An 18,578-nucleotide genomic window follows, 5' to 3' on the forward strand; every position below is an offset into this window, starting at 1 on the left:
AGCCACTTTGATGTTGACTGAAGCACCGCTATCGCGAGCAAGCTCGCTCCCACATTTCGATCTGTGGCGAACACATTTTTTGTGACCACTGAAAATGGGCTTCAGTAACCTCGGCTGAAATCCACTTCCCCGCGTAGCGCTTCGCCCGCCTGGTAGGCCCGCAGGTTTTCCAGGAACAATTGCACCATCATCGGTGGCGAGGTCGGTGCCGAGCTGTGGCCGGTCAGCAGCAGCCCCCAGGCAGTCCAGAACGGATGGCGCTGTGGCAATGGCTCCTGGCGGCAGACGTCGATCACCGCACCGGCCAGGTGTCCGTCCTTCAAGGCTTGCACCAGGTCCGCATCCACCACCGCCACGCCGCGACCGACGTTGATGAACAACCCGCTCGGCTTGAATTGCTTGAACAGCGCCGCGTCGTAGATGTCATGGGTGTCCGGCGTATTGGGCAGCAAATTGATCACGTAATCCATTTCGCCCACCAGACGAGGCAAGTCCTTCAACGCCCCGACTTCGATAAACGGTGCCAACGTCCTGGCTTCGCTGGCGATGCCATACAGCTGCACGCCGAACGGTACCAGGAACTGCGCCACACGCTGGCCGATGTCCCCCGTCCCGACGATCAACACCTTGCGCCCGGCCAGGCCTTGCCCCTGGCGGTTGTCCCACTTGCGCTCGACCTGGCTGACCAACCGGGCCAGCACCTCGCGCTCATGGCCGAGCATGTAGGTGAGCACGTACTCGGCCATCACCTGGCCAAAAATGCCCACCGCACGGGTCAGGCGGTAATCGCGGCTCAAGCCATCGGCCAGCAACGGCGTGATGCCCGCCCAGGTCGATTGCAGCCAACGGGGCTGGTGGCCTTGACGCAACAGGGTGGCCAGCAGATCAGGCTGGCCAAGCCAGACCGGACAATCGGCGGCCAGTCGCGACAGTTCGGCGGAATCGCCGCTGGTCAGGACTTCAATATCGGGTGCAGCCTGACGCAGAAGCTGGGCATACACCGAGTGATCGTGTTCGGCAATCAGAACGCGCATGAATCAAACCTTTCAAAAACAGTGCAGACGAGCGCCGGCAGAATGTCGCTCCATCCCTGCGATCGTCGTCAATAAACCATTCCAGTATTACAAAAGGCACCCAGGACAGGTGCCCCCACTGCCGTCAGACCGGGTCGTTGCGGCGCAGCAACTCTTCGGGCAAATGCTCGATGTACTCGTCTTCGGCCGGCGGCATCTGCAAGTGATAGCCCTGGGTGTCGAGGTTTTCCAGCACCTTGCCGATGTCTTCCCGGGACAGTTCCCGCTCGGGGCTCAGCACCAGGTCGAAGGCATGGATCGCCTTGCCAAAGGCGGCCATCAAGGGCTCGGGTACTCGCTTCAAGGCATCGCTCTTGAGCACATACAGGTACATCTCGTTTTTCTTCGAGCTGCGGTAGATGGAGCAGATACGTTTCAAGGCTGTTCTCCGGCAGTGGCCAGGCTGTCGAGCAGCGCCTGGCCCATCAATTCGCGACGCCAGCCACGCAGCGAATCGGGCAATTGATAAGGGCCCTCGGGAAAGCCGCTCTTGATCAGCGCTTCGAGGGTTTTCTTGCGCAGCATCAGCTCTGGAGCAATCTCCAGGCGCTCGGCTTCAGCCTGTCCCAACGCCCGCAGGCGCTTGACCAGGGCGGAAGCCTCGATGGGCAACGGCTCGGCCACGGCCGGCGGCCATTGCTCGGGCGGAATGCTGGCGGCGCGCTGGATCAAGTCCAGCAGAAACTGGCCGTCCTGGCGCACGGTACGCGGGTGCATGTCTTCGATCTTCGCCAGCGCGCCGAGGTTATCCGGCTGGGTGCGGGCCAGGGGCCACAGCGAATGCTCGCGGATGATGCGGTTACGCGGCAGGTCACGTGCCCGCGCCTCGCGTTCGCGCCAGGCGCACAACTCGCGCAGCACGGCCAACTGAGCCCGGGACAGTTTCCAGGCCAGCTTGGCCTCGCGGTAGACCTCGTACGGGTCGACTTCGCGACGCAGGTTGGCCACCAGTTCGGCGCCATCCTCCAGGACCCAGCGGTATTTTTCGTCGGAAAGCTTCGGGCGCAGTTGTACGAAAACCTCTGCCAGATGCACGGCATCCTCTGCCGCGTAGCTGATCTGCGTCTCGGACAGGGGCCGCTGCAACCAGTCTGAACGGGTCTCGCCCTTGGGCAACTCGATGCCCAGCACGTCCTGCACCAGCCGCGAATAGCCCATGGAGAACCCCAGGTTCAGGTAGGCGGCGGCCAGTTGAGTATCGAACAGCGGCGCGGGCAGGCTGCCAGTGAGGCGCAGCAGCACTTCAAGGTCTTCGCTACAGGCGTGCAGCACCTTGAGCACCGCCGGGTTTTCCAGCAGGGCGGCCAGGGGCTGCCAATTGTCGATGGTCAAGGGGTCGATCAGGTAGGCACGCTTGCCGTCGCCGATCTGCAGCAAACCGGCAATGGGATAAAAGGTGTCGACCCGCATGAATTCGGTGTCGAGGGCGACGAATGGCAATTGCTGCCACTCGGCGCAAAACTGACCGAGGCTATCGTTGTCGCGAATCCAGTGAATATCGATGGCCACACGGCTCTCCCTTGAAGAATGGCGCGCAGTATATATCGCCGCTGGCGATTGCGAGCATCCATAGAGCGGCCGCCTGAGAGAAATCGCCTGCGAAAAAGCAAGAATAGTCCTACATCAAGAATTAACCGGTCTTACGCAACACATAAACTCGCGTCAGCGCAAAACCGGGCAGGAAATCCTGGTACCAAAGCACGCTGAAACCGGCCTGGCGGAACTCGGCTTCGACATCAGCCTTGTCGGCCATGCTCCGTCGTGGGGCCTGGCCGATCTTGAGGCGTCCTTCGATTTGCACCGAAACGATCACCGTGTCGCGACTGACCCGATGAAACTCACGCAACAGCGCCAGGCGATGCTCGCTGGCACTGACGTGGCGAAACAGCTGCAGGCAGAGAATACAATCCACCGCGTTGGCCGACAGCCCGAGGGTGAAGGCCGAACTCGGGAAGGTCCTGACCCGCTGGAGCAACGCGCCGCCATGGTGGGTGAGCGCATGTTCGAGCATGTCCGGCGACGGGTCCGCCGCCAGGATCACCCGGTTGGCATGCTCGGCCAGTACCGGCCAGAACCGCCCTGCCCCACAGGCCACATCCAACACCAGCCCCGGCTCGCCCGCCACCTTCAGGGCATTGCGCACCATGTGCTCGTCACGCCAGAACGCCAGGCGCAGGCGCCGAGGCGCCGGCTGGCAGCACACTTGCGCGTGCTCCCGGTCGTGTTGCCTGGCGAACTCAAGCTCGACGGTGGAAGGGGGCTGCCCGGACATACAAACGGCTCTTGGGGAATGAATGGGGACAGGTTAAACAACCCGGCGTGAAAAAAAGGTGGAGGCGATCATTCCCGGGCGAGCACGCCGTCGATGACCGCGCCGCGGCAGTTGGCGAACAGGTCCAGGTCCCGGTTGTAGACCTGGCTGTTGACTTCCAGCAGCCCGAGCATCGAGTGAAACAGGTTGTCCTGGCTCAAGGGCTTTTCCCGACTCAGTTGCAGGCAATGGGTGTCGACCGAAAAAGACTTCTGGTAGCTGTCGGAGAACCAGGCCAGCATCGCCACGTGCTTCTGTTGCTCCGGGGCGAGCATGTAGGGCGTGCCATGGAGAAACAGGTTGTATTCGCCCAGGGACTCGCCGTGGTCCGACAGGTACAGCATGGCCGTGTCGACCTTGTCCTGATTGGCCCGCAGCAGGTCGATCAGGGTCGACAGCACGTGGTCGGTGTACACCAGCGTGTTGTCGTAGCCATTGACGATGCTCTCGCGGCTGCAATTGTTCAGCGCGTTGCTTTCGCACACCGGGGTGAAATGCTCGTACTCCTTGGGATAGCGCTTGAAGTACTCCGGCCCGTGACTGCCCATCTGGTGCAGCACCAGTACCGTGTCCTTGTCGAGCGTGTCGATGAAGTGCTGCAGGCCCTGGAGCAGGATCTCGTCGCGGCATTCACTGTTGGCGCACAGGGCCGGGTCCTTGAGATTGCTGACATCCTGCAGCGTGACCCGATCGCAGGTGCCCTTGCAGCCGGACTGGTTGTCTCGCCAGATCACCTCCAGCCCGGCGCGCTTGAGCACGTCCAGCAAGCCCTCTTCATTCTTGGCCTTGCTGGCGTCGTAGTTTTTGCGTCCCATGTTGGAAAACATGCAGGGCACCGACACAGCGGTTTCGGTGCCGCAGGAATGCACGTCGGTGAAGGCGATCAGGCCAGCCTCTTTGTCCAGTGTCGGCGTGGTGTCGCGGTTATAACCGAGGATGCCGAAGTTCTCGGCCCGGGCACTCTCGCCCACCACCAGGACAGTCAGGGATTTGCGACCGTGGGTTTGCCAGGCCGGGTTGCGGCTCGCGTCTTCGCCCACGGTGATGAAGGGCTGCTTGGCCGACGCGACCTGCTCACGCAAGTAACCGAATGAAGCACCGATGTAGTTGCTCGGCACGACCATCAACCGCAATTCGTGGTGGTTACGAAACAACGAAGACAGGCCTTGGTAGTTGGCCAGGGCGACCAGGCCGATCACGGCGGCCGAGGCCACGCCGACCAGCAACTTACTTAATAACTCCTTGGGCCAACTACGGTAGTTGATCGGGGTCTTGAACAACAACCAGCCTGGCAAGACACCCAATAAGCCGATATAGACAAACAACTTCAGCGACAACAGGTCACGGACTTCCGTGGCATTGGTTTCAGCGAAGTTGCGCAACATGCCGGCGTCGATCAGTACGCCGTATTGGGCCATGAAATATGCCACGCCAGCGCTGATCAGGAATAGCAGCATCAACACGGGCTTGAGCAGCGGACGGAAGGCCACGAGCGTCAACACCAGGTTGAACGCGCAGAAAATCATCACGCCAAACGCCGCGCACATCAGCAGGCCCCGGGCATCAGCCGTGGTGATCGCCAGCAAGTGTTGCCAGAGCACGATGTTGAAGCCCACTAACAAAAAGGCACTGGCGGCCAGCGTCACCCACTCGGGGCGCACGGCTTTAATGGTCAGCATGATGGTTGACGGCTTCCTGAAGTTGCTCTTGGAAAAAGAAGTGCCGCAGCAAACATGAAAAAATCGTTTCCTACGGCAACACAAACTTTAGGTAGCCCACCATCAATTTTTCGTGAAAAAGTTGCTATTAAATAATTATTTAAGGAGCCCGCCAGGCATCTGTTTCAAGCCTGATGCAGATACCAGCGCCAATCCTGCTCGCCGACTTCCCCCATGAACTGACGGTATTCGGCGCGCTTGACCGCAAGATAAACACCCAGGAACGCCTCGCCAAACGCCTGCCGCGCCCAGGCCGAAGCCTCGAGCGCACGCAGGGTGGTGAGCCAGTCGGTGGGCAGCGGTTCGATCACCTGGGCATAGCCGTTGCCTTCCACAGGTTTCCCGGGATCGCACTGTTCACGTATGCCGTGATGAATGCCGCCCAAAATCGCCGCCGCGGCCAGGTAAGGGTTGGCATCGGCGCCGCAGATACGATGCTCGATGTGCCGCGAGAATGCCGGGCCACCCGGCACTCTCAGGCTCACGGTGCGGTTGTCCACGCCCCAGGTCGCCGCCAGCGGCGCGTAGCTGTTGCTTTGGAATCGCCGGTAGGAGTTGGCGTTCGGGCAAAACATCAACAGCGAATCGAGCAGGGTGTCGAGCATCCCGCCCACCGCATGGCGCAGCAGCGGCGTGCCATCGCCGGCTTCACTGGCAAACAGGTTGTGCCCCTCGCGGTCCGCCAGACTGACATGCATGTGCATGCCGGAGCCTGCCAAGTGATCGAACGGCTTGGCCATGAAACACGCCTGCATGCCGTGCTTGTGGGCCACGCCCTTGACCAGTCGTTTGTAACGCACCGCTTCATCCATGGCTTGCAAGGCATCGCTGCGATGTTCGAGGGTGATCTCCACTTGCCCTGGTGCGTATTCGGAAATGGCGGTCCGGGCCGGGATGCCTTGCAGTTTGCATGCGGCGTACAGGTCGGCCAGGAACGGCTCGATCTGCTCCAGTTCGCGTAAACCATAGACCTGTGTGGCACGCGGTCTTCCACCGTCGGCGTCCCGCGCTGGCTGCGGCCGGCCTTGATCGTCGCGGTGCGCATCCAGCAGATAAAACTCCAGTTCCGCCGCCATCACCGGGTAATAACCGTCGGCCTGCAGGGCCTCGATCACCTGGCTGAGCAAATAACGCGGATCGGCGATGGTCGCCGGTCCACCTTCCTGGGGATGCATGCTGACCTGCACCGCGGCCGAGGGAATCAAGCGCCACGGCATGCGCTGCAAGCTGCCGCTGATGGGATAGGCGCGGCAATCGATGTCTCCGACGTCCCATACCAGCCCGGAGTTTTCCACATCGTCGCCATTGATGGTCAGCCCGAGAATCGTACTGGGCAGTGGCCGGCCGCTTTCGTAGACCGCCAGCAACTCGTCCCGATGCAACAACTTGCCCCGAGGCACGCCGTTGTTATCGAGAATGAACAACTCGAACAGCTCGATATCGGGGTTCTGCGCGAGGAACGCCAAGGCGTCTTGCACGGGGGCAAAAGAAATTTTCGCAAGGCTCATGAGAAGGCTCGTATTTCCATGTCGGACGGGCGGCAAAGCGCCGTCAATGGGTGCTCGCCGTTGTGCGAGCACGATCAGTGATCAACAGGAAACACGAGTATCTGGAGGGCGCGCATGACGGCAATGCCAGAGTGCCCAAAAGGCCAACTCGGAAGGCAACGCACCAAGGGCTGGGGCCATGGCAGGCGCGAACCGGCCGACCGGATCGACCGCGGCGTATGAAGGGTATTGGAATGCCAGGGGCGAACCGTCCATGAGCGCATCACAGGAAGCACATCGGGCAAGCGTCCCACGGCGCCCTGGACGGTTAAACCTGGATTTGCTGGAGCTTGGATCGGCGCAAACTAAACATAGGCAAACGAATCGGCCATTGATCGACACGTCGTGTTCCCTACATTATCTGTCCCGTTCCCGACCATGAAAGCGCCTGCCCGGCATTCTCCTGGCACCATCGTTCCGTTAGGATCATCAGCCTGGTTTGCGCAAGATCCGCGCAAGGAGCACAGCGAGAGACAGAACGGATGCTGAACAGTAACGCCCTCAGAAAGCTCGACATGCAGGACCTCATGGTGTTTAGCGCCGTGTACGAGCAAAGCAGTGTCACCGGCGTGTCCGAGGCATTGTGTGTCAGCCAGTCAACCGTCAGTTATTGCCTCAAGAAACTGCGAACCTGCTTCGAAGACGAACTGTTTATCAACACCCGCACCGGCATGCGCCCCACCTGCAAGGCCGAGGGCATGTACGATCATGTGCGCGGCATTTTGCAAAGCATCAACCTGTGCCATGCCGGCAGGCCAACCTTTGATCCGACCCGACAAGCCGTTACCTTCAATATCTGCGCACCGGAATATTTCGAACACCTGATCCTGCCGCAACTGCTGCAAGGCTTCGATTACGCCAATCTGCCGGTGGTGGTGAACGTGCACAAGCTCGAGGCCGACATTCCCGCCGAAGAGTTACGCGACGGCAGCCTGGACCTGGTGATCTGCTTCGGCCCGAACTTCCACAGCAACCATACCGATTTCAAATCCCGGCAGCTGTTGCAGGAGGACCTGGTCTGCGTCGTGGATAAACGGGCGACGCCGCTTGAGACGCAACTGAGCCTTCAATCGTTCGTACAGCGCCGACACGTGTTTCCGACGCCCTGGGCGTCAGCGACCAACATGGTGGATGGCTGGTTGTCGCAGCAGGCGCATCACCGGCAAATCGCCGCTCGCGCCAACAGCTACAGTGCCGCACTGAAGATGATCACTGGCACCGACTTCATCCTGACCCTGCCCCGCCGCATCCAGAAACTGCTGGCCAACGAGGCGATTTTCAATCACCACGAAGTGCCCAGGGGGCTGCCAGGGTTTACCTTGAACATGCAGTGGAGCCTGGCCCTCGATCAGGACAGTGCCAACGCCTGGCTACGCGAACAGATCATCAAGGCCTGCGCCCAAGCGACGCCTGATCGTCATTGACCGATCAAGGCCTTGGCATACGAGTCCCGATCGATGTCGAGGATCTCCACGCACAGCTGCACGCTGACCCCGGCCGGCCATGGCCCCAGGTCCTGGATCACCGCCAGCAGGCTATCGGACAATTGTTTCTTGATTTCTGGCGAGCGTCCGCTGATCAAGGCCAGTTTCACGTGCACGAAACCCTGCTCGCCTATCCCTGTGCCCACCCGAAAAGTCTTGAGCTTCACGGCCCGGCTCTTGATGTCGTGCTCGGCGGAAAATTGACCGGAGGCCACCAGTGTATTGTTCATTCGCAGCAGTGCGACCTCGGCCTTCAGCTCGGGCAGGTTGGCGGTGTACTCCATGTGCAGGTGAGGCATGTGTTCGACTCCGATTCGAAAATATGACGAGGGGGTTTCAGCCGTCATAACCTTACCTCGACTTTATTCGTTCAGGCAGGTTTTGTTTCGCCCCACGCCGGTGTCAGGGCTCTGTCAGGGGCACGCGTTCGCCCATGAAGGCCTCCAGCCGCGACCGCAACCAGCGCTCGGCCGGGTCACTGTCGACATGGCTCAGCCAGACCATGGACAAATCCAGGGTCGGGGTCTTGAAAGGAAAGGGTTCGTTGAACAGGTGCCCAGAAGCGGCCATGGCGACGGCGGTATAGTCCGGCAGGCTGGCGATCAAGTCGGTGCCGGCCAGCAACGCCGGCAATGCGCTGTATTGCGGCACCGACAGCACGACCTTGCGCGTGCGTCCGATCTCGGCCAGCCATTCATCAGCGAACCCGGCGACGTTGGCGGTATGGGACACCAGCACATGAGGTCGCGAGCAGTACTCGTCCAGGGTCAGCGGCGTGTCCGATGCATCGGCACGCAATACGCGCGGTTGAATGTGTCGCAACAGTTTGCGCTTGGCGTTGGCCGGCAGGCCGCGCGTCTGGCTGATGCCCACGGTGATGTCGCCTGACGCCAGCAAATCAGGGATGCGCCAGTAATCGACATGCTGGACCACGAACACGATTTGCGGCGCCTCTTGCCGCAGGCTGCTCAACAGCGGCGGCAACAGGCCGAACTCGACGTCGTCCGACAGGCCGATGCGAAACGTCATGGTGCTGTTGGCGGGATCGAAATCGTGGGTCAGGCTCAAAGCCACCGACAGCGAATCGAGCGCCGGCGAAAGATGCTGGATGATTTCCTCGGCCCGGGCCGTCGGCTCCATGCGGTGGCCGACGCGAATGAACAGCGGGTCGTTGAACATTTTGCGCAAGCGATTGAGGGCCGAGCTGATGGTCGGCTGGCCCAGGAACAATTTTTCCGCCACCCGCGTCACGTTGCGCTCAAGCATCAACGTTTCGAAAACCACCATCAGGTTGATGTCGGCCTTGCGCAATTCGTTGCGGTTCATCCCCTGCCCCCCGATTCCTTGACTGGATGCAGTGTAGAAATGCCGGGGGCCGCACGTCTATGCGCAAAAAGGCGAAGCATCTGCGCAATACCAGCCAAAGCATTGGTCCTTGATTCCACGCGGGGCTGTAGGAACTGCCGAGGGCTGCGATCTTCTGCTTGAGACTCAAGCGTCTTGGGAAAGATCGCAGCCTCGTTGCACTCGACAGCTCCTACGGGCGCGGTCCAGCGAAGCAATCGCTGACCCAAGTGAAGAAGACCTACCTTACGGTCAATGATTTCAGTCCCAGCGCCATGACTCGCTTGTCGCTCCCCAACCCCAGCGCCTCGGGGCTGATGGCATCAGGCAACTGGAAATGCACGCGTAACCGCCCATCCGCGCCAATCGTTTCGCGAATGGCCGGTGTCAAGGGCAGTTCAAGGGTGTTGTCCTGCAGGCGTGTGAACTGCGTCGACAGCGCCTCAATACCGTTGATCGAGACCTCCACCCGCTGGCGCGTGTGCGAGGGCTGCACGAACGCCGCCGCTTCGATCGAAATGGCCCGCGCTTCTGGCGGTATGCGCAAAACGACCTCAGCCTCGGGCCCTTCAGACCAGGTGCCCCACTCTTCAACGCGCCCCCAGCCCTCGGTCAACATGGCGTTGATTCGGCTGAACACCTGGCGCTCACCGAGCTTGACCTGCACGTCCAGCGTTTCGTCGGCAAACGGCGGGCATTGGGCGCAGGTTTTCCAGCCCGGCGCCAACACCACGAGGCCGTCGATACGGGTCAACAGGTCGGTTTGGCGGTTGACGGTTTTCGCCGCCTGGAGCGCGGCGCGAGGGTCGAGGATGTACAGCGAATCGGCTGCGTACTGGCCGCTGGCAAGCATCTGATCGGCGCGTCGCTGGGCTCGCTCGATCGCCCGGTCGCTCATGCGTCCCAGGTACACGCCATCGGTTTCCAGGCCATGCGCCAGGGCGTATTGGCTGGTCAGCAGCCAGTTGTCCGGCTGGTTCTGCGGCAACAGCGTCCGGACTTTCGAATAATGACGGGCCGCACTGGCCCAGAACGGATCGTCCATGGCCGTGGGCCAACTCGAGGCCGCCGGCACCATCCGGCTCTGGCGCAGGCCGGCCCACCCCGCGCGGGTATCCAGCACTTGCACCACCAGGGCGATGGCCAGCAGACACGCCGCGGCCCGTGGCTTATTGCCGCGGATCACCGCGAAGATGACAGCAAATACAATGGCGTAGAACACTGGCCAAAACATTCGACCGGCCGCGCGAAAGACGTTTGCCAGAAGCTCAAGGGGCTTGGGCAGCCAGTAGTGCATATTCAGCATGCCGATGCCGACGTGGTTGGTCAGCGAAAACAGCGTCAGCCCGATCAATGCCAACAGCAACAGTCGCCTGTGGCGCACGGCATTCGCCAGACCGGTGTTGCCTTGCAACAATGCCACGCCAGCGCAGATCGCCAGCATGATGACGCCCAATCCCAGGTAATTGAAACCTTCGTAGTCCCCGGGGCCCTGGGGCATGTCGCGCAAGGTGTGTGACCAGCCGCCGGGGTTGACCAGCGACATCACGTTCAAGCGATACAGCCCATACCCCCCCGCCACGGTCCCGCCACCCACGCTGAAATAACCCGCCTGCCAGCAGCAGAACGCAACCAGCAAAAGCAAACCACCCAGCTCGATCCAGGCATCGCGCCGGGACAGCCGGCCCTTGCTGGCCTGGCTTGCAAGGTCGGCCAGCCAGATCAACGCCACCATGGCCAACAGGTAAGCGTGTACCAGCGCGGTGGCGGCCAACAGCCCTCCCCAGGCCAGCCGGCGTTTTTGCAGACCGGGCCGCAGCGCCAGGTACAAGGCCGCCAGGATCAGGAAATGTCCGGACAGCGACAGATGCCCGCCCATGCGCAGAAACATCGGCGGCGAAAACACCAGCAACCCGGCTCCCAACAGCCTGATCCACAGTAACGGCGTCAGCAGGCCGACCAGTTTCCAGGCGAACCAGGCTTGCAGGATGAAACAGGCCAGCAACCACAGGCCAAAATACTGGAACGTCTCGGGAAGCCAGGCGTTGAAGGGTTTGAACACAAATGCCAGCAGCGGATTGGAGTCGGAAAAAATGATGCCATTGCCCAACTCCAACCCATAGGAAGGGTTCATGCCCAACGGAAAGGTCCAGGGCGAACTGCGAAAAAACGCCCAGCCCATGTAATGGGTCGCCGCATCGCCCTCCCCCAACCAGACGATGTTCGTCGGGTCCAGCACCCGCGGGCCGATCACCAGCAGGAACGCCAGCGTCCCCAGCAGTATGGGCAACAAGGAAACCAGGTGATGCTTGCCGCGAACGGTCATCGATACGTCCAGAAATTATGCAGGATGAAGGTGAACGCGGGGATGATCAGCGCCACGGCCGCGATGCCCGCCAGGTAATCCAGGCCGGCACGTTGGGCTACCCAGGCCACCAGCATCGCCAGCCAGAACCCGCCGATCGATACCACCACGAAACGGCCAAGGGTGCGACCATGCAAGCGGCTGGAAAAGCTCCAGAGGGTGTTGATCAGGTACGACACCACGGTCGCCACGACAAAGGCGAAACCGTTGGCCAGTGGCGGGTTGGCCAGGATCAGGTGCACAAACAGCACCGCAGCCACCACATGGACCGCGGTGACGAGCAGGCCGGTCATGGCAAAGCGCAAGGCACGTCGCAGCAGCGGCGAGTGCGTCCAGGTCACGGCTTCTGCGCCAGGCAGAACACTGTCAGGCCGGCGATACGATTGGCCCCCATGAACGGACGCTCCAGGCTGCACAATGCCCTCAACACGCCATTGACCAGCGGATGATGCCGCGCAAGCTGCGACTTGGCCGGTGCCCCGGAGGCCTTGCGCTGCAACAGGCGCAGGCCGGCGGCAATGGGAAATACCAGGCCGAAGTAATAAGCCCCTTGCTGGACCCGCAAACCGGCCTGCGCCACGACGCTTTCCAGTTGTCTGAGGGTATAGCGGCGCTTGTGCTCGAGAAAATCGTCATGCCCGCTCCAGAGAAACTGGAACGCCGGCACAGTGATCAGGAAGCGGCTGCCGGACGGCACTTTGTCGACGTAGGCCTTGAGCAGGCCCACGTCATCATCCACGTGCTCCAACACATCCATCAGCAACACCAGGTCGGCGTCCAGCGTGTCGATGGCGCGTCGGTAGCGGACCGGTTTACCGGCGGTGCTGGCGTCGGAGTCGGCCGGATAGCTGATGTCCACGCACCAGGCCTGGGCCGTTGCGGTATGGGTCAGCAGGTGATGGGAAAAAAAGCCCGAGCCGGCGCCCACGTCCAGCAACGTACTGGCCGAGGTGCCCTTGAGCAGGTGGAGCATGGCCCGCGCTTTCGATCGGTAGTACCAATGCTGCTCGATATCGGGACCGAGGATGTCGGTTTCCTTCAGGTCCATGGTCAGTCCTTGGCGTCATAGATGCGCCGCACCAGGAAAACCGGCCGACGCTTGGATTCGATATAGGTGCGGCCCAGGTATTCCCCCAGCACGCCGATACCGATCAGTTGCAGTCCGCCCAGGAACGTGACCGCGACCATCAGCGAGGCATAGCCCGGCAGGTCGACCCCGGAAATCAGGGTCCGCAACACGATGAATATGGCGAACGCAAAGGACACCAGCGAGACGCAAAGCCCCAGGTATGTCCAGATACGCAGCGGTTCGGTGCTGAAGCTGGTGATGCCTTCCAGGGCAAAATTCCACAGGCGCCAGCCATTGAACTTGCTTTCACCGGCGGACCGCTCAGGCCTGACGTAGTCCACGTGGGTGGTCCGGAACCCCACCCAGGCAAACAGCCCTTTCATGAAGCGGCGCGATTCAGGCAAGGTTAGAAGGGCATCGACCACACAGCGATCCATCAAGCGGAAATCGCCGACATTCTCCGGCAGCTTGTGGTCGGCGATTTTGTTGTGCAGCCGGTAGAACCCGTTGGCGGAAACCTGTTTGGCCCAGGAGTCGGAGTCGCGATTGATCCGATGCCCCAGCACCACTTCGGCGCCGTTGCGCCAGTGGGTGATCATTTCCAGGATCACTTCGGGAGGGTCCTGCAAATCGACGTCGATCGGCACCACCGCCTGGCCACGGGCGGCTTGCAGGCCGGCGCTCAATGCTGCTTCCTTGCCGAAGTTGCGACTCAGGTCGACGATGCGGATACGCGGGTCGGCCTTCTGCCTGTCCAGCAGCAGCGCCAACGTATCGTCCACGCTGCCGTCGTTGACGAACACCAGTTCCAGGCTCACCAGCGATTCACGGGCAAAGACCTGCTCGATCCTGGCCATGAACAATTCGATGGACTGGGCTTCGTTATAGACCGGAATGACGAGCGAAAGCGCTAGACGACCTTGCAGATCCGCTCCTGGATATTCAGTCACTTGATGGCTCTTTTTCTTATAGTGTTTTCAGTCCCATCGGGCTTCCGGCCCTGGGCGTCGAACCGTATTAAGCAGGACCAGGCAGGGCAACGCAAGGATCAAGTCAGAACTTCAGCCGACTACATGTTCGCAACATGACTTTCCCCCTGGAAACGGTCTAACTTCCGATCAGGGCCCCTGCCCAGCAATATCCGATAACCAATGGAAACGAATTTCCCATAGCCAAAACCAACCACTTGGCTAGGCTTGCAGCCACATGTTCAACGCATGTCTTGAGTGAATGAATCGCAGGGAGCGAACCGATGTATTTTGAAATCTATCGACAGACCCGAGGCACCCCGAGCACCGGAAAAGGCCAATGGCGCTGGCGCTTGAGAGCCGGCAACCACGAAACGATCGCCAGTGGCGAAGCCTATGTGAACAAGAGTGACTGCCTTCACGCCGTCAGGTTGATCAAGAACGTCCATGACGAGACGCCCGTAAAAGAAATCTGAACAGCGCCAGGCGGGGTCCGTAGGCGCTGGCGAAGCCTGCGATCTTTTGATCTTGATCTTTCGCTTGAGATTCAAGTGTCAGGGAAAAGATCGCAGCCTCGTTGCACTCGACAGCTCCTACACCGATTCTTTTTTTGCTGTGACGATGGTTGCCAGGCAGGTAGGGTATACGGACAAAAGCAGGAGGCCGGTGCAATGACTCGATCCACCCACAACCGCGACTGGCTAGTGCGGGCGCCCGAATCGAGGAAAATGGAACGCATCGAGGCTTACTTCAGTGGGCACGGCTATACCAGCCATCGCCATGACACCTACGCCATCGGCATCACGCTTTCGGGCGTCCAGAGCTTCAACTATCGCCACAGCAAGCGTCATAGCCAACCCGGCGGCACCATCGTCCTGCACCCGGACGAGGTGCACGATGGCGAAGCAGGGACCCGCGATGGCTTTCGCTACCGGATGTTCTATATAGAGCCGTCGGTGATCCAGCAGGTGTTGGGGGGCAAGCCGCTGCCTTTCATCGAAGGTGGATTGTCCAGCGATCCTCGCCTCAACATCGCGACTCGTCGATTGTTGAACAGCCTGGATCATCCCCTCGACCCGCTGGAGGAAGAGGACGCCATCTACGATGTGGCCCAGGCCCTCGACGTTGCGGCGGGCAACAGGCGCGGACGGCGGCTGATCGACTACCCGGCGGCAGAACGTGCCCGTCTGTTCATCCACGATGCCCTCGACCAGGTGATCACCCTGGACGATCTGGTGCAGGCAAGCGGCAGGGACCGATGGAGTCTGTCCCGGGATTTCCGGGCGCTGTACGGCACCAGCCCCTACCGCTACATCACCCAGCGCCGCTTGAGCGAAGCCCGGCGCCTGGCCTTCCACGGTACGCCATTGAGCGAAGTGGCCCTGGCCTGTGGTTTTTTCGATCAAAGCCACATGACCCGGTTGCATACCCAGGCCTTCGGTATTTCACCGGCACGCTGGCTGAACATGCTGCGCTGAGACAGCGACTTGGCAGCGCAAAAAAGCTGCACGATCATCCAATACGCACGCTGGTTCGAACAATAAAGTAGGACGCACCACCCACCAAGGAGATGCCTCGATGACCCGTTACGCCCCCATCAACTTCGCCCAGAAATACACCCTGTTCCAGGAACAGTGGACGCCGAAAGTCGTGGCCGAAATGAACGACTACCAATTCAAGCTCGCCCGGCTCGAAGGCGACTTCATCTGGCACGCCCATGCCGATACGGATGAAACCTTCATCGTGCTGGAGGGCGAGCTGCGTATCGACTTTCGCGACGGCGCAGTGACGATTGGCCCGGGCGAGATGTACGTGGTCAAAAAAGGTGTGGAGCATAAGCCCAGCGCCGCCCGGGAAGTGAAACTGCTGTTGATCGAGCCTCGCGGCGTGATCAATACCGGCGAAGAAACCAATGAGCGAACGGCGGTCAACGACGTCTGGATCTGACTGAGCCAGGCTCAATCGTATTCAGCTTCCTGATGGTCGCCCAACACACCTGCATCGATCGGCCAACACAGGTCGGCGATCTGCCCGGCATCCAACACACCGGGCATCAGGACAAAGCCCTGCTGATGCAGGGCTTCCAGGAGGTCGTCAGTAGACACGACACCACCGGCTTCAGGTGCGGAAGCGGCCGGTCAGTTCCGCCAGGTTTCTCGACAGGCTCGAAAGCTGCTGACTGGCCTGCATGCTCTGGGCGGAATTGGATGCCGCTTCGTTGGACAAGTCGCGGATGTCGGAGATGTTGCGGGCGATCTCTTCGGTGACACTGCTCTGCTCCTCACACGCGTTGGCGATTTGCGCGGCCATGTCGTTGATCCGCTGGATCGAGCCGCTGGTACCGCTGAGCACCTGATCGACCCCTGCGGCGCGCTCGACGCTGTCCCGGGCCTTGCTGCTGCCCACATGCATGGCTTGCACGGCCTTGGCGACACCGTTTTGCAAGCGCTCGATGCGCACCTGAATGTCCTTGGTCGAGTCCTGGGTGCGTGCCGCCAAGGCCCTGACTTCGTCGGCCACGACAGCGAAACCGCGGCCTTGCTCACCCGCCCGTGCCGCCTCGATGGCCGCGTTCAGCGCGAGCAGGTTGGTCTGTTCGGCAATGCCCCGAATCACTTCGAGCACGGCGCCGATGCTGGAGGTTTCCTGGGCCAGTGCCTCGATCGTGCCCGAAGCGCTCTCCACTTCCTGGGCCAATTGGCGGATCGACTCGATGGTGTTATTGACGACCTCGGTGCCGTCGCGAGACTGGCTACTGGCTTGCTGCGCGGCGTCCGACGCGTTCACGGCGTTATGGGCTACCTCATGCACAGCCGCGCTCATCTGGGTCGCGGCGGTACTGACCTGGTCGAGGGCTGCATGTTCGCTGCTGATCAACCGATCGTTGGTCGCCGCCATCGTGGCCATGGCGCGCGCCGCGGCATCGACCTCGCCGGTTACCCGGCCCACTTCGGCAATCAGCGGTTGCAGTTTATCGAGGAATCGGTTGAACGCACTGCCAAGCTGCCCCAGTTCATCAGCTGAACGCACTTCGAGACGGCCTTTCAGATCGCCACCACCCTCGGCGATCTGTTCGACCCGATGCAACAGGCGGCGCATGGGGCGCAGCACGACCATTGGCAAGACAACAATCAGCAGGATGCATCCCAGCAGGCCGATCAGCAGAATACCGCCCTGCTGTATCCCAACCGCCTGGCCATGGTCAATCGCCGCTTGCCCCTCGCGCAGCGACGCTTCGTCTTCCAGCTCACCCAGCTTGTCGATGGCATCACGCATGGTGTCGAACTTACTTTCGCCGTCACCAAAACTCAGCGCACTGGCCGCCTGCGGATTGCTCGCGGCCTGCTCGACCACCTGCCGCGAAACCTGCGACCACTGTGCAAAACGATCGTTGAACTGACTGACCAGCGCCAACGCCTCGGCACTGGGTTGCATCGCGGCATATTTCTGCACACGATCATAAGCTTGCTTCAGATTGTCCCGATGACTGGCACGCAGCGCCTCGGCATGACTGCCGGCATTGCCCCCGAGCAGGCTTCGCTCGGCCACAAAGGCCTGGTAGAGATCGCGATCCGCGTTGAGCAGCAGGCTGATGGCCGGCAGGTAGCGCTTGGTCAACTGCGTGCTCGATTCAGTCACCTGGCCGATGCCACGCATGCCCGACCACCCCATCAGTACCAACAACAGCGCCAGAAACCCAATGGGCAGAGTGATTTTCCAGCGAAAACCCAGATCGGCGAAAAACCGTGGCATGGGGTGACTCCTTTCATGGGGATTAACTTGCCTATCGGCAGCCATGCCTTGAGCTATAGACCATTAGTCCAATTGTTACAAAGCCTTGGGCTGTGATCATGCAGGTTGCGGAGGGGGTCGTGCGGGATAAAAAAAGGCGGGGGGAGGCAATAGCTGCGGGGAGTTTTCTGACATTTACCGCCCACATAATTTAGAGAATTTTCTGACTCATCATCTGATTGATGATTTCTCCAGCTTTTAGAGAACCTCGCAATGCGAGGAGACATTCCGAGTGACTCAGTGGTCCTCCAGGACTTTGCACAACTGAGCTGCATTCCCTTGAGGGATGGCTGCGACGACTCGATGTCATAGCTCGGCGCTTGGATGCGGAGCCGGCCTGTCACAGGTAATGCCAGTCTAAGGATCGAACGACACACAACCTGTGGGAGCAAAGCTTGCTCGCGATGACGGCAGACCGGTCAATGCCGTTGTTGACTGGCTCACCCCAACCGCGAGCAAGCTTTGCTCCCACGGATTTGGGGGTTAACTGACTGGTATTAGACTCTCACAGAGGGCCATTTAGTCAGGGGCGAGCCTCATTCACGATGCTGAAGCCCCTCCGGCTTGCCCGGATCGATTACAAGCGGATCAGCAGAGAACGGGGACACGATTAGAGGCAGGCTGATTACATATGAATTCACAATTGTCGTCTGCCCCCAGTCTTTCTCCAGCATCCTATTTAATGGGCCATCTCCTGAGGCTGAGACGGCGTCATGGCGAGTCCTTTGCCCGCCAAACCAAACGAAAAAGCCCCTGAAATGTTCAACCACTTCAGGGGCTTAGTCGTATTCAATAATGGCGGAGAGATAGGGATTTGAACCCTAGGTACTGTCGCCAGTACAACGGATTTCGAATCCGTCCCGTTCGGCCACTCCGGCATCTCTCCAGTGGCGCGCATCATACCAGC

General features: G+C 60.6%; 17 protein-coding genes, 1 tRNA gene and 3 pseudogenes. 5 read left to right on the forward strand and 16 right to left on the reverse strand.

The genetic code is table 11. The annotated features are described in order from the left end of the window. Positions 1 to 101 precede the first annotated feature (101 nt). From BLU85_RS24860 to BLU85_RS24885, 6 genes are all read right to left on the reverse strand, one after another. Positions 102 to 1,034 (reverse strand): D-2-hydroxyacid dehydrogenase, encoded by a 933-nt coding sequence (locus BLU85_RS24860; RefSeq protein WP_092204455.1) that lies wholly within the window; start codon positions 1,032 to 1,034, stop codon positions 102 to 104. A 124-nt stretch (positions 1,035 to 1,158) separates the two neighbouring features. Beyond that, a complete protein-coding gene (locus BLU85_RS24865) occupies positions 1,159 to 1,452 on the reverse strand; it encodes a YcgL domain-containing protein (protein ID WP_092204454.1) in 294 nt (97 codons plus the stop codon). Next, positions 1,449 to 2,582, reverse strand: coding sequence for a ribonuclease D (gene rnd / locus BLU85_RS24870; RefSeq protein ID WP_092204453.1), 1,134 nt, complete (start codon positions 2,580 to 2,582; stop codon positions 1,449 to 1,451). The genes BLU85_RS24865 and rnd overlap by 4 nt, the downstream gene beginning before the upstream one ends. Before the next feature lie 121 nt (positions 2,583 to 2,703). After that, on the reverse strand, positions 2,704 to 3,345 hold the full coding sequence (locus tag BLU85_RS24875; RefSeq protein WP_092204452.1) for a class I SAM-dependent methyltransferase: 642 nt from the start codon (positions 3,343 to 3,345) through the stop codon (positions 2,704 to 2,706). 68 nt (positions 3,346 to 3,413) lie between these two features. Beyond that, positions 3,414 to 5,063: a phosphoethanolamine transferase gene (locus BLU85_RS24880; RefSeq protein ID WP_092204451.1), complete on the reverse strand. Its 1,650-nt coding sequence runs from the start codon at positions 5,061 to 5,063 to the stop codon at positions 3,414 to 3,416. A gap of 164 nt (positions 5,064 to 5,227) precedes the next feature. Continuing rightward, the gene (locus BLU85_RS24885) at positions 5,228 to 6,595 is read right to left on the reverse strand and encodes a glutamine synthetase family protein (RefSeq protein WP_170847649.1); all 1,368 of its coding nucleotides are present in this window, start codon (positions 6,593 to 6,595) and stop codon (positions 5,228 to 5,230) included. A 536-nt stretch (positions 6,596 to 7,131) separates the two neighbouring features. Here BLU85_RS24885 and BLU85_RS24890 point away from each other — a divergent pair. Beyond that, positions 7,132 to 8,073, forward strand: a complete 942-nt coding sequence (locus tag BLU85_RS24890) for a LysR family transcriptional regulator (RefSeq protein WP_092204449.1) — start codon at positions 7,132 to 7,134, stop codon at positions 8,071 to 8,073. On the opposite strand, the gene BLU85_RS24895 is transcribed toward BLU85_RS24890, so the two are convergent. The 6 genes from BLU85_RS24895 to BLU85_RS24920 all read right to left on the reverse strand — a co-directional run bounded on the left by BLU85_RS24895 (position 8,067) and on the right by BLU85_RS24920 (position 13,861). Continuing rightward, positions 8,067 to 8,432 (reverse strand): 5-carboxymethyl-2-hydroxymuconate Delta-isomerase, encoded by a 366-nt coding sequence (locus BLU85_RS24895; RefSeq protein ID WP_092204448.1) that lies wholly within the window; start codon positions 8,430 to 8,432, stop codon positions 8,067 to 8,069. The two genes, BLU85_RS24890 and BLU85_RS24895, sit on opposite strands and share 7 nt — an antisense overlap. 103 nt (positions 8,433 to 8,535) lie before the next feature. After that, positions 8,536 to 9,459 (reverse strand): LysR substrate-binding domain-containing protein, encoded by a 924-nt coding sequence (locus BLU85_RS24900; protein WP_092204447.1) that lies wholly within the window; start codon positions 9,457 to 9,459, stop codon positions 8,536 to 8,538. Positions 9,460 to 9,718: 259 nt separating this feature from the next. After that, positions 9,719 to 11,803, reverse strand: coding sequence for a DUF6311 domain-containing protein (locus tag BLU85_RS24905; RefSeq protein WP_092204446.1), 2,085 nt, complete (start codon positions 11,801 to 11,803; stop codon positions 9,719 to 9,721). Further along, positions 11,800 to 12,135, reverse strand: coding sequence for a GtrA family protein (locus tag BLU85_RS24910; protein ID WP_092204456.1), 336 nt, complete (start codon positions 12,133 to 12,135; stop codon positions 11,800 to 11,802). The genes BLU85_RS24905 and BLU85_RS24910 overlap by 4 nt, the downstream gene beginning before the upstream one ends. A gap of 44 nt (positions 12,136 to 12,179) precedes the next feature. Then, positions 12,180 to 12,890 carry a class I SAM-dependent methyltransferase gene (locus tag BLU85_RS24915; protein ID WP_092204445.1) on the reverse strand — a complete coding sequence of 237 codons (711 nt, stop codon included), beginning with the start codon at positions 12,888 to 12,890 and terminating at the stop codon, positions 12,180 to 12,182. Between the two features lie 2 nt (positions 12,891 to 12,892). Then, positions 12,893 to 13,861 (reverse strand): glycosyltransferase family 2 protein, encoded by a 969-nt coding sequence (locus BLU85_RS24920; RefSeq protein WP_092204444.1) that lies wholly within the window; start codon positions 13,859 to 13,861, stop codon positions 12,893 to 12,895. Positions 13,862 to 14,163: 302 nt separating this feature from the next. Between BLU85_RS24920 and BLU85_RS24925 the strand changes: the two genes are divergently transcribed. From BLU85_RS24925 to BLU85_RS24935, 3 genes are all read left to right on the forward strand, one after another. Further along, positions 14,164 to 14,355, forward strand: coding sequence for a YegP family protein (locus BLU85_RS24925; RefSeq protein ID WP_092204443.1), 192 nt, complete (start codon positions 14,164 to 14,166; stop codon positions 14,353 to 14,355). 195 nt (positions 14,356 to 14,550) lie between these two features. Then, complete coding sequence (locus BLU85_RS24930; protein WP_092204442.1) at positions 14,551 to 15,357, forward strand: AraC family transcriptional regulator; 807 nt, start codon at positions 14,551 to 14,553, stop codon at positions 15,355 to 15,357. Positions 15,358 to 15,457: 100 nt separating this feature from the next. After that, positions 15,458 to 15,826, forward strand: coding sequence for a cupin domain-containing protein (locus tag BLU85_RS24935; RefSeq protein WP_092204441.1), 369 nt, complete (start codon positions 15,458 to 15,460; stop codon positions 15,824 to 15,826). A 53-nt stretch (positions 15,827 to 15,879) separates the two neighbouring features. Here the strand turns inward: BLU85_RS24935 and BLU85_RS31490 are convergent. From BLU85_RS31490 to BLU85_RS31880, 3 genes and pseudogenes are all read right to left on the reverse strand, one after another. Beyond that, a pseudogene (locus tag BLU85_RS31490) lies at positions 15,880 to 15,984 on the reverse strand (dioxygenase); the annotation flags it as partial. A gap of 13 nt (positions 15,985 to 15,997) precedes the next feature. Continuing rightward, positions 15,998 to 16,786 (reverse strand): methyl-accepting chemotaxis protein, encoded by a 789-nt coding sequence (locus tag BLU85_RS31875; RefSeq protein ID WP_371128537.1) that lies wholly within the window; start codon positions 16,784 to 16,786, stop codon positions 15,998 to 16,000. Positions 16,787 to 16,855: 69 nt separating this feature from the next. Next, positions 16,856 to 17,677: pseudogene (locus BLU85_RS31880) on the reverse strand (MCP four helix bundle domain-containing protein); the annotation flags it as partial. Positions 17,678 to 17,863: 186 nt separating this feature from the next. On the opposite strand from BLU85_RS31880, the pseudogene BLU85_RS31495 reads away from it, so the two are divergent. Continuing rightward, positions 17,864 to 18,021 (forward strand): annotated as a pseudogene (locus BLU85_RS31495) (short-chain dehydrogenase); the annotation flags it as partial. A 446-nt stretch (positions 18,022 to 18,467) separates the two neighbouring features. Here the strand turns inward: BLU85_RS31495 and BLU85_RS24950 are convergent. Next, positions 18,468 to 18,557, reverse strand: a tRNA-Ser gene (locus tag BLU85_RS24950). Positions 18,558 to 18,578 lie beyond the last annotated feature (21 nt).

It is taken from the genome of Pseudomonas sp. NFACC14, assembly GCF_900106885.1.
GTDB lineage: Bacteria > Pseudomonadota > Gammaproteobacteria > Pseudomonadales > Pseudomonadaceae > Aquipseudomonas > Aquipseudomonas fluorescens_AA.

Excerpts from the sequence above, each read along its gene's own strand:
- BLU85_RS24860 (WP_092204455.1), bottom strand. The coding sequence starts at position 1,034 with ATGCGCGTTCTGATTGCCGAACACGATCACTCGGTGTATGCCCAGCTT.
- BLU85_RS24875 (WP_092204452.1), bottom strand. The coding sequence starts at position 3,345 with ATGTCCGGGCAGCCCCCTTCCACCGTCGAGCTTGAGTTCGCCAGGCAA.
- BLU85_RS24880 (WP_092204451.1), bottom strand. The coding sequence starts at position 5,063 with ATGCTGACCATTAAAGCCGTGCGCCCCGAGTGGGTGACGCTGGCCGCC.
- BLU85_RS24890 (WP_092204449.1), top strand. The coding sequence starts at position 7,132 with ATGCTGAACAGTAACGCCCTCAGAAAGCTCGACATGCAGGACCTCATG.
- BLU85_RS24895 (WP_092204448.1), bottom strand. The coding sequence starts at position 8,432 with ATGCCTCACCTGCACATGGAGTACACCGCCAACCTGCCCGAGCTGAAG.
- BLU85_RS24900 (WP_092204447.1), bottom strand. The coding sequence starts at position 9,459 with ATGAACCGCAACGAATTGCGCAAGGCCGACATCAACCTGATGGTGGTT.
- BLU85_RS24905 (WP_092204446.1), bottom strand. The coding sequence starts at position 11,803 with ATGACCGTTCGCGGCAAGCATCACCTGGTTTCCTTGTTGCCCATACTG.
- BLU85_RS24910 (WP_092204456.1), bottom strand. The coding sequence starts at position 12,135 with ATGACCGGCCTGCTCGTCACCGCGGTCCATGTGGTGGCTGCGGTGCTG.
- BLU85_RS24915 (WP_092204445.1), bottom strand. The coding sequence starts at position 12,890 with ATGGACCTGAAGGAAACCGACATCCTCGGTCCCGATATCGAGCAGCAT.
- BLU85_RS24925 (WP_092204443.1), top strand. The coding sequence starts at position 14,164 with ATGTATTTTGAAATCTATCGACAGACCCGAGGCACCCCGAGCACCGGA.
- BLU85_RS24930 (WP_092204442.1), top strand. The coding sequence starts at position 14,551 with ATGACTCGATCCACCCACAACCGCGACTGGCTAGTGCGGGCGCCCGAA.
- BLU85_RS24935 (WP_092204441.1), top strand. The coding sequence starts at position 15,458 with ATGACCCGTTACGCCCCCATCAACTTCGCCCAGAAATACACCCTGTTC.
- BLU85_RS31875 (WP_371128537.1), bottom strand. The coding sequence starts at position 16,786 with ATGGCCACGATGGCGGCGACCAACGATCGGTTGATCAGCAGCGAACAT.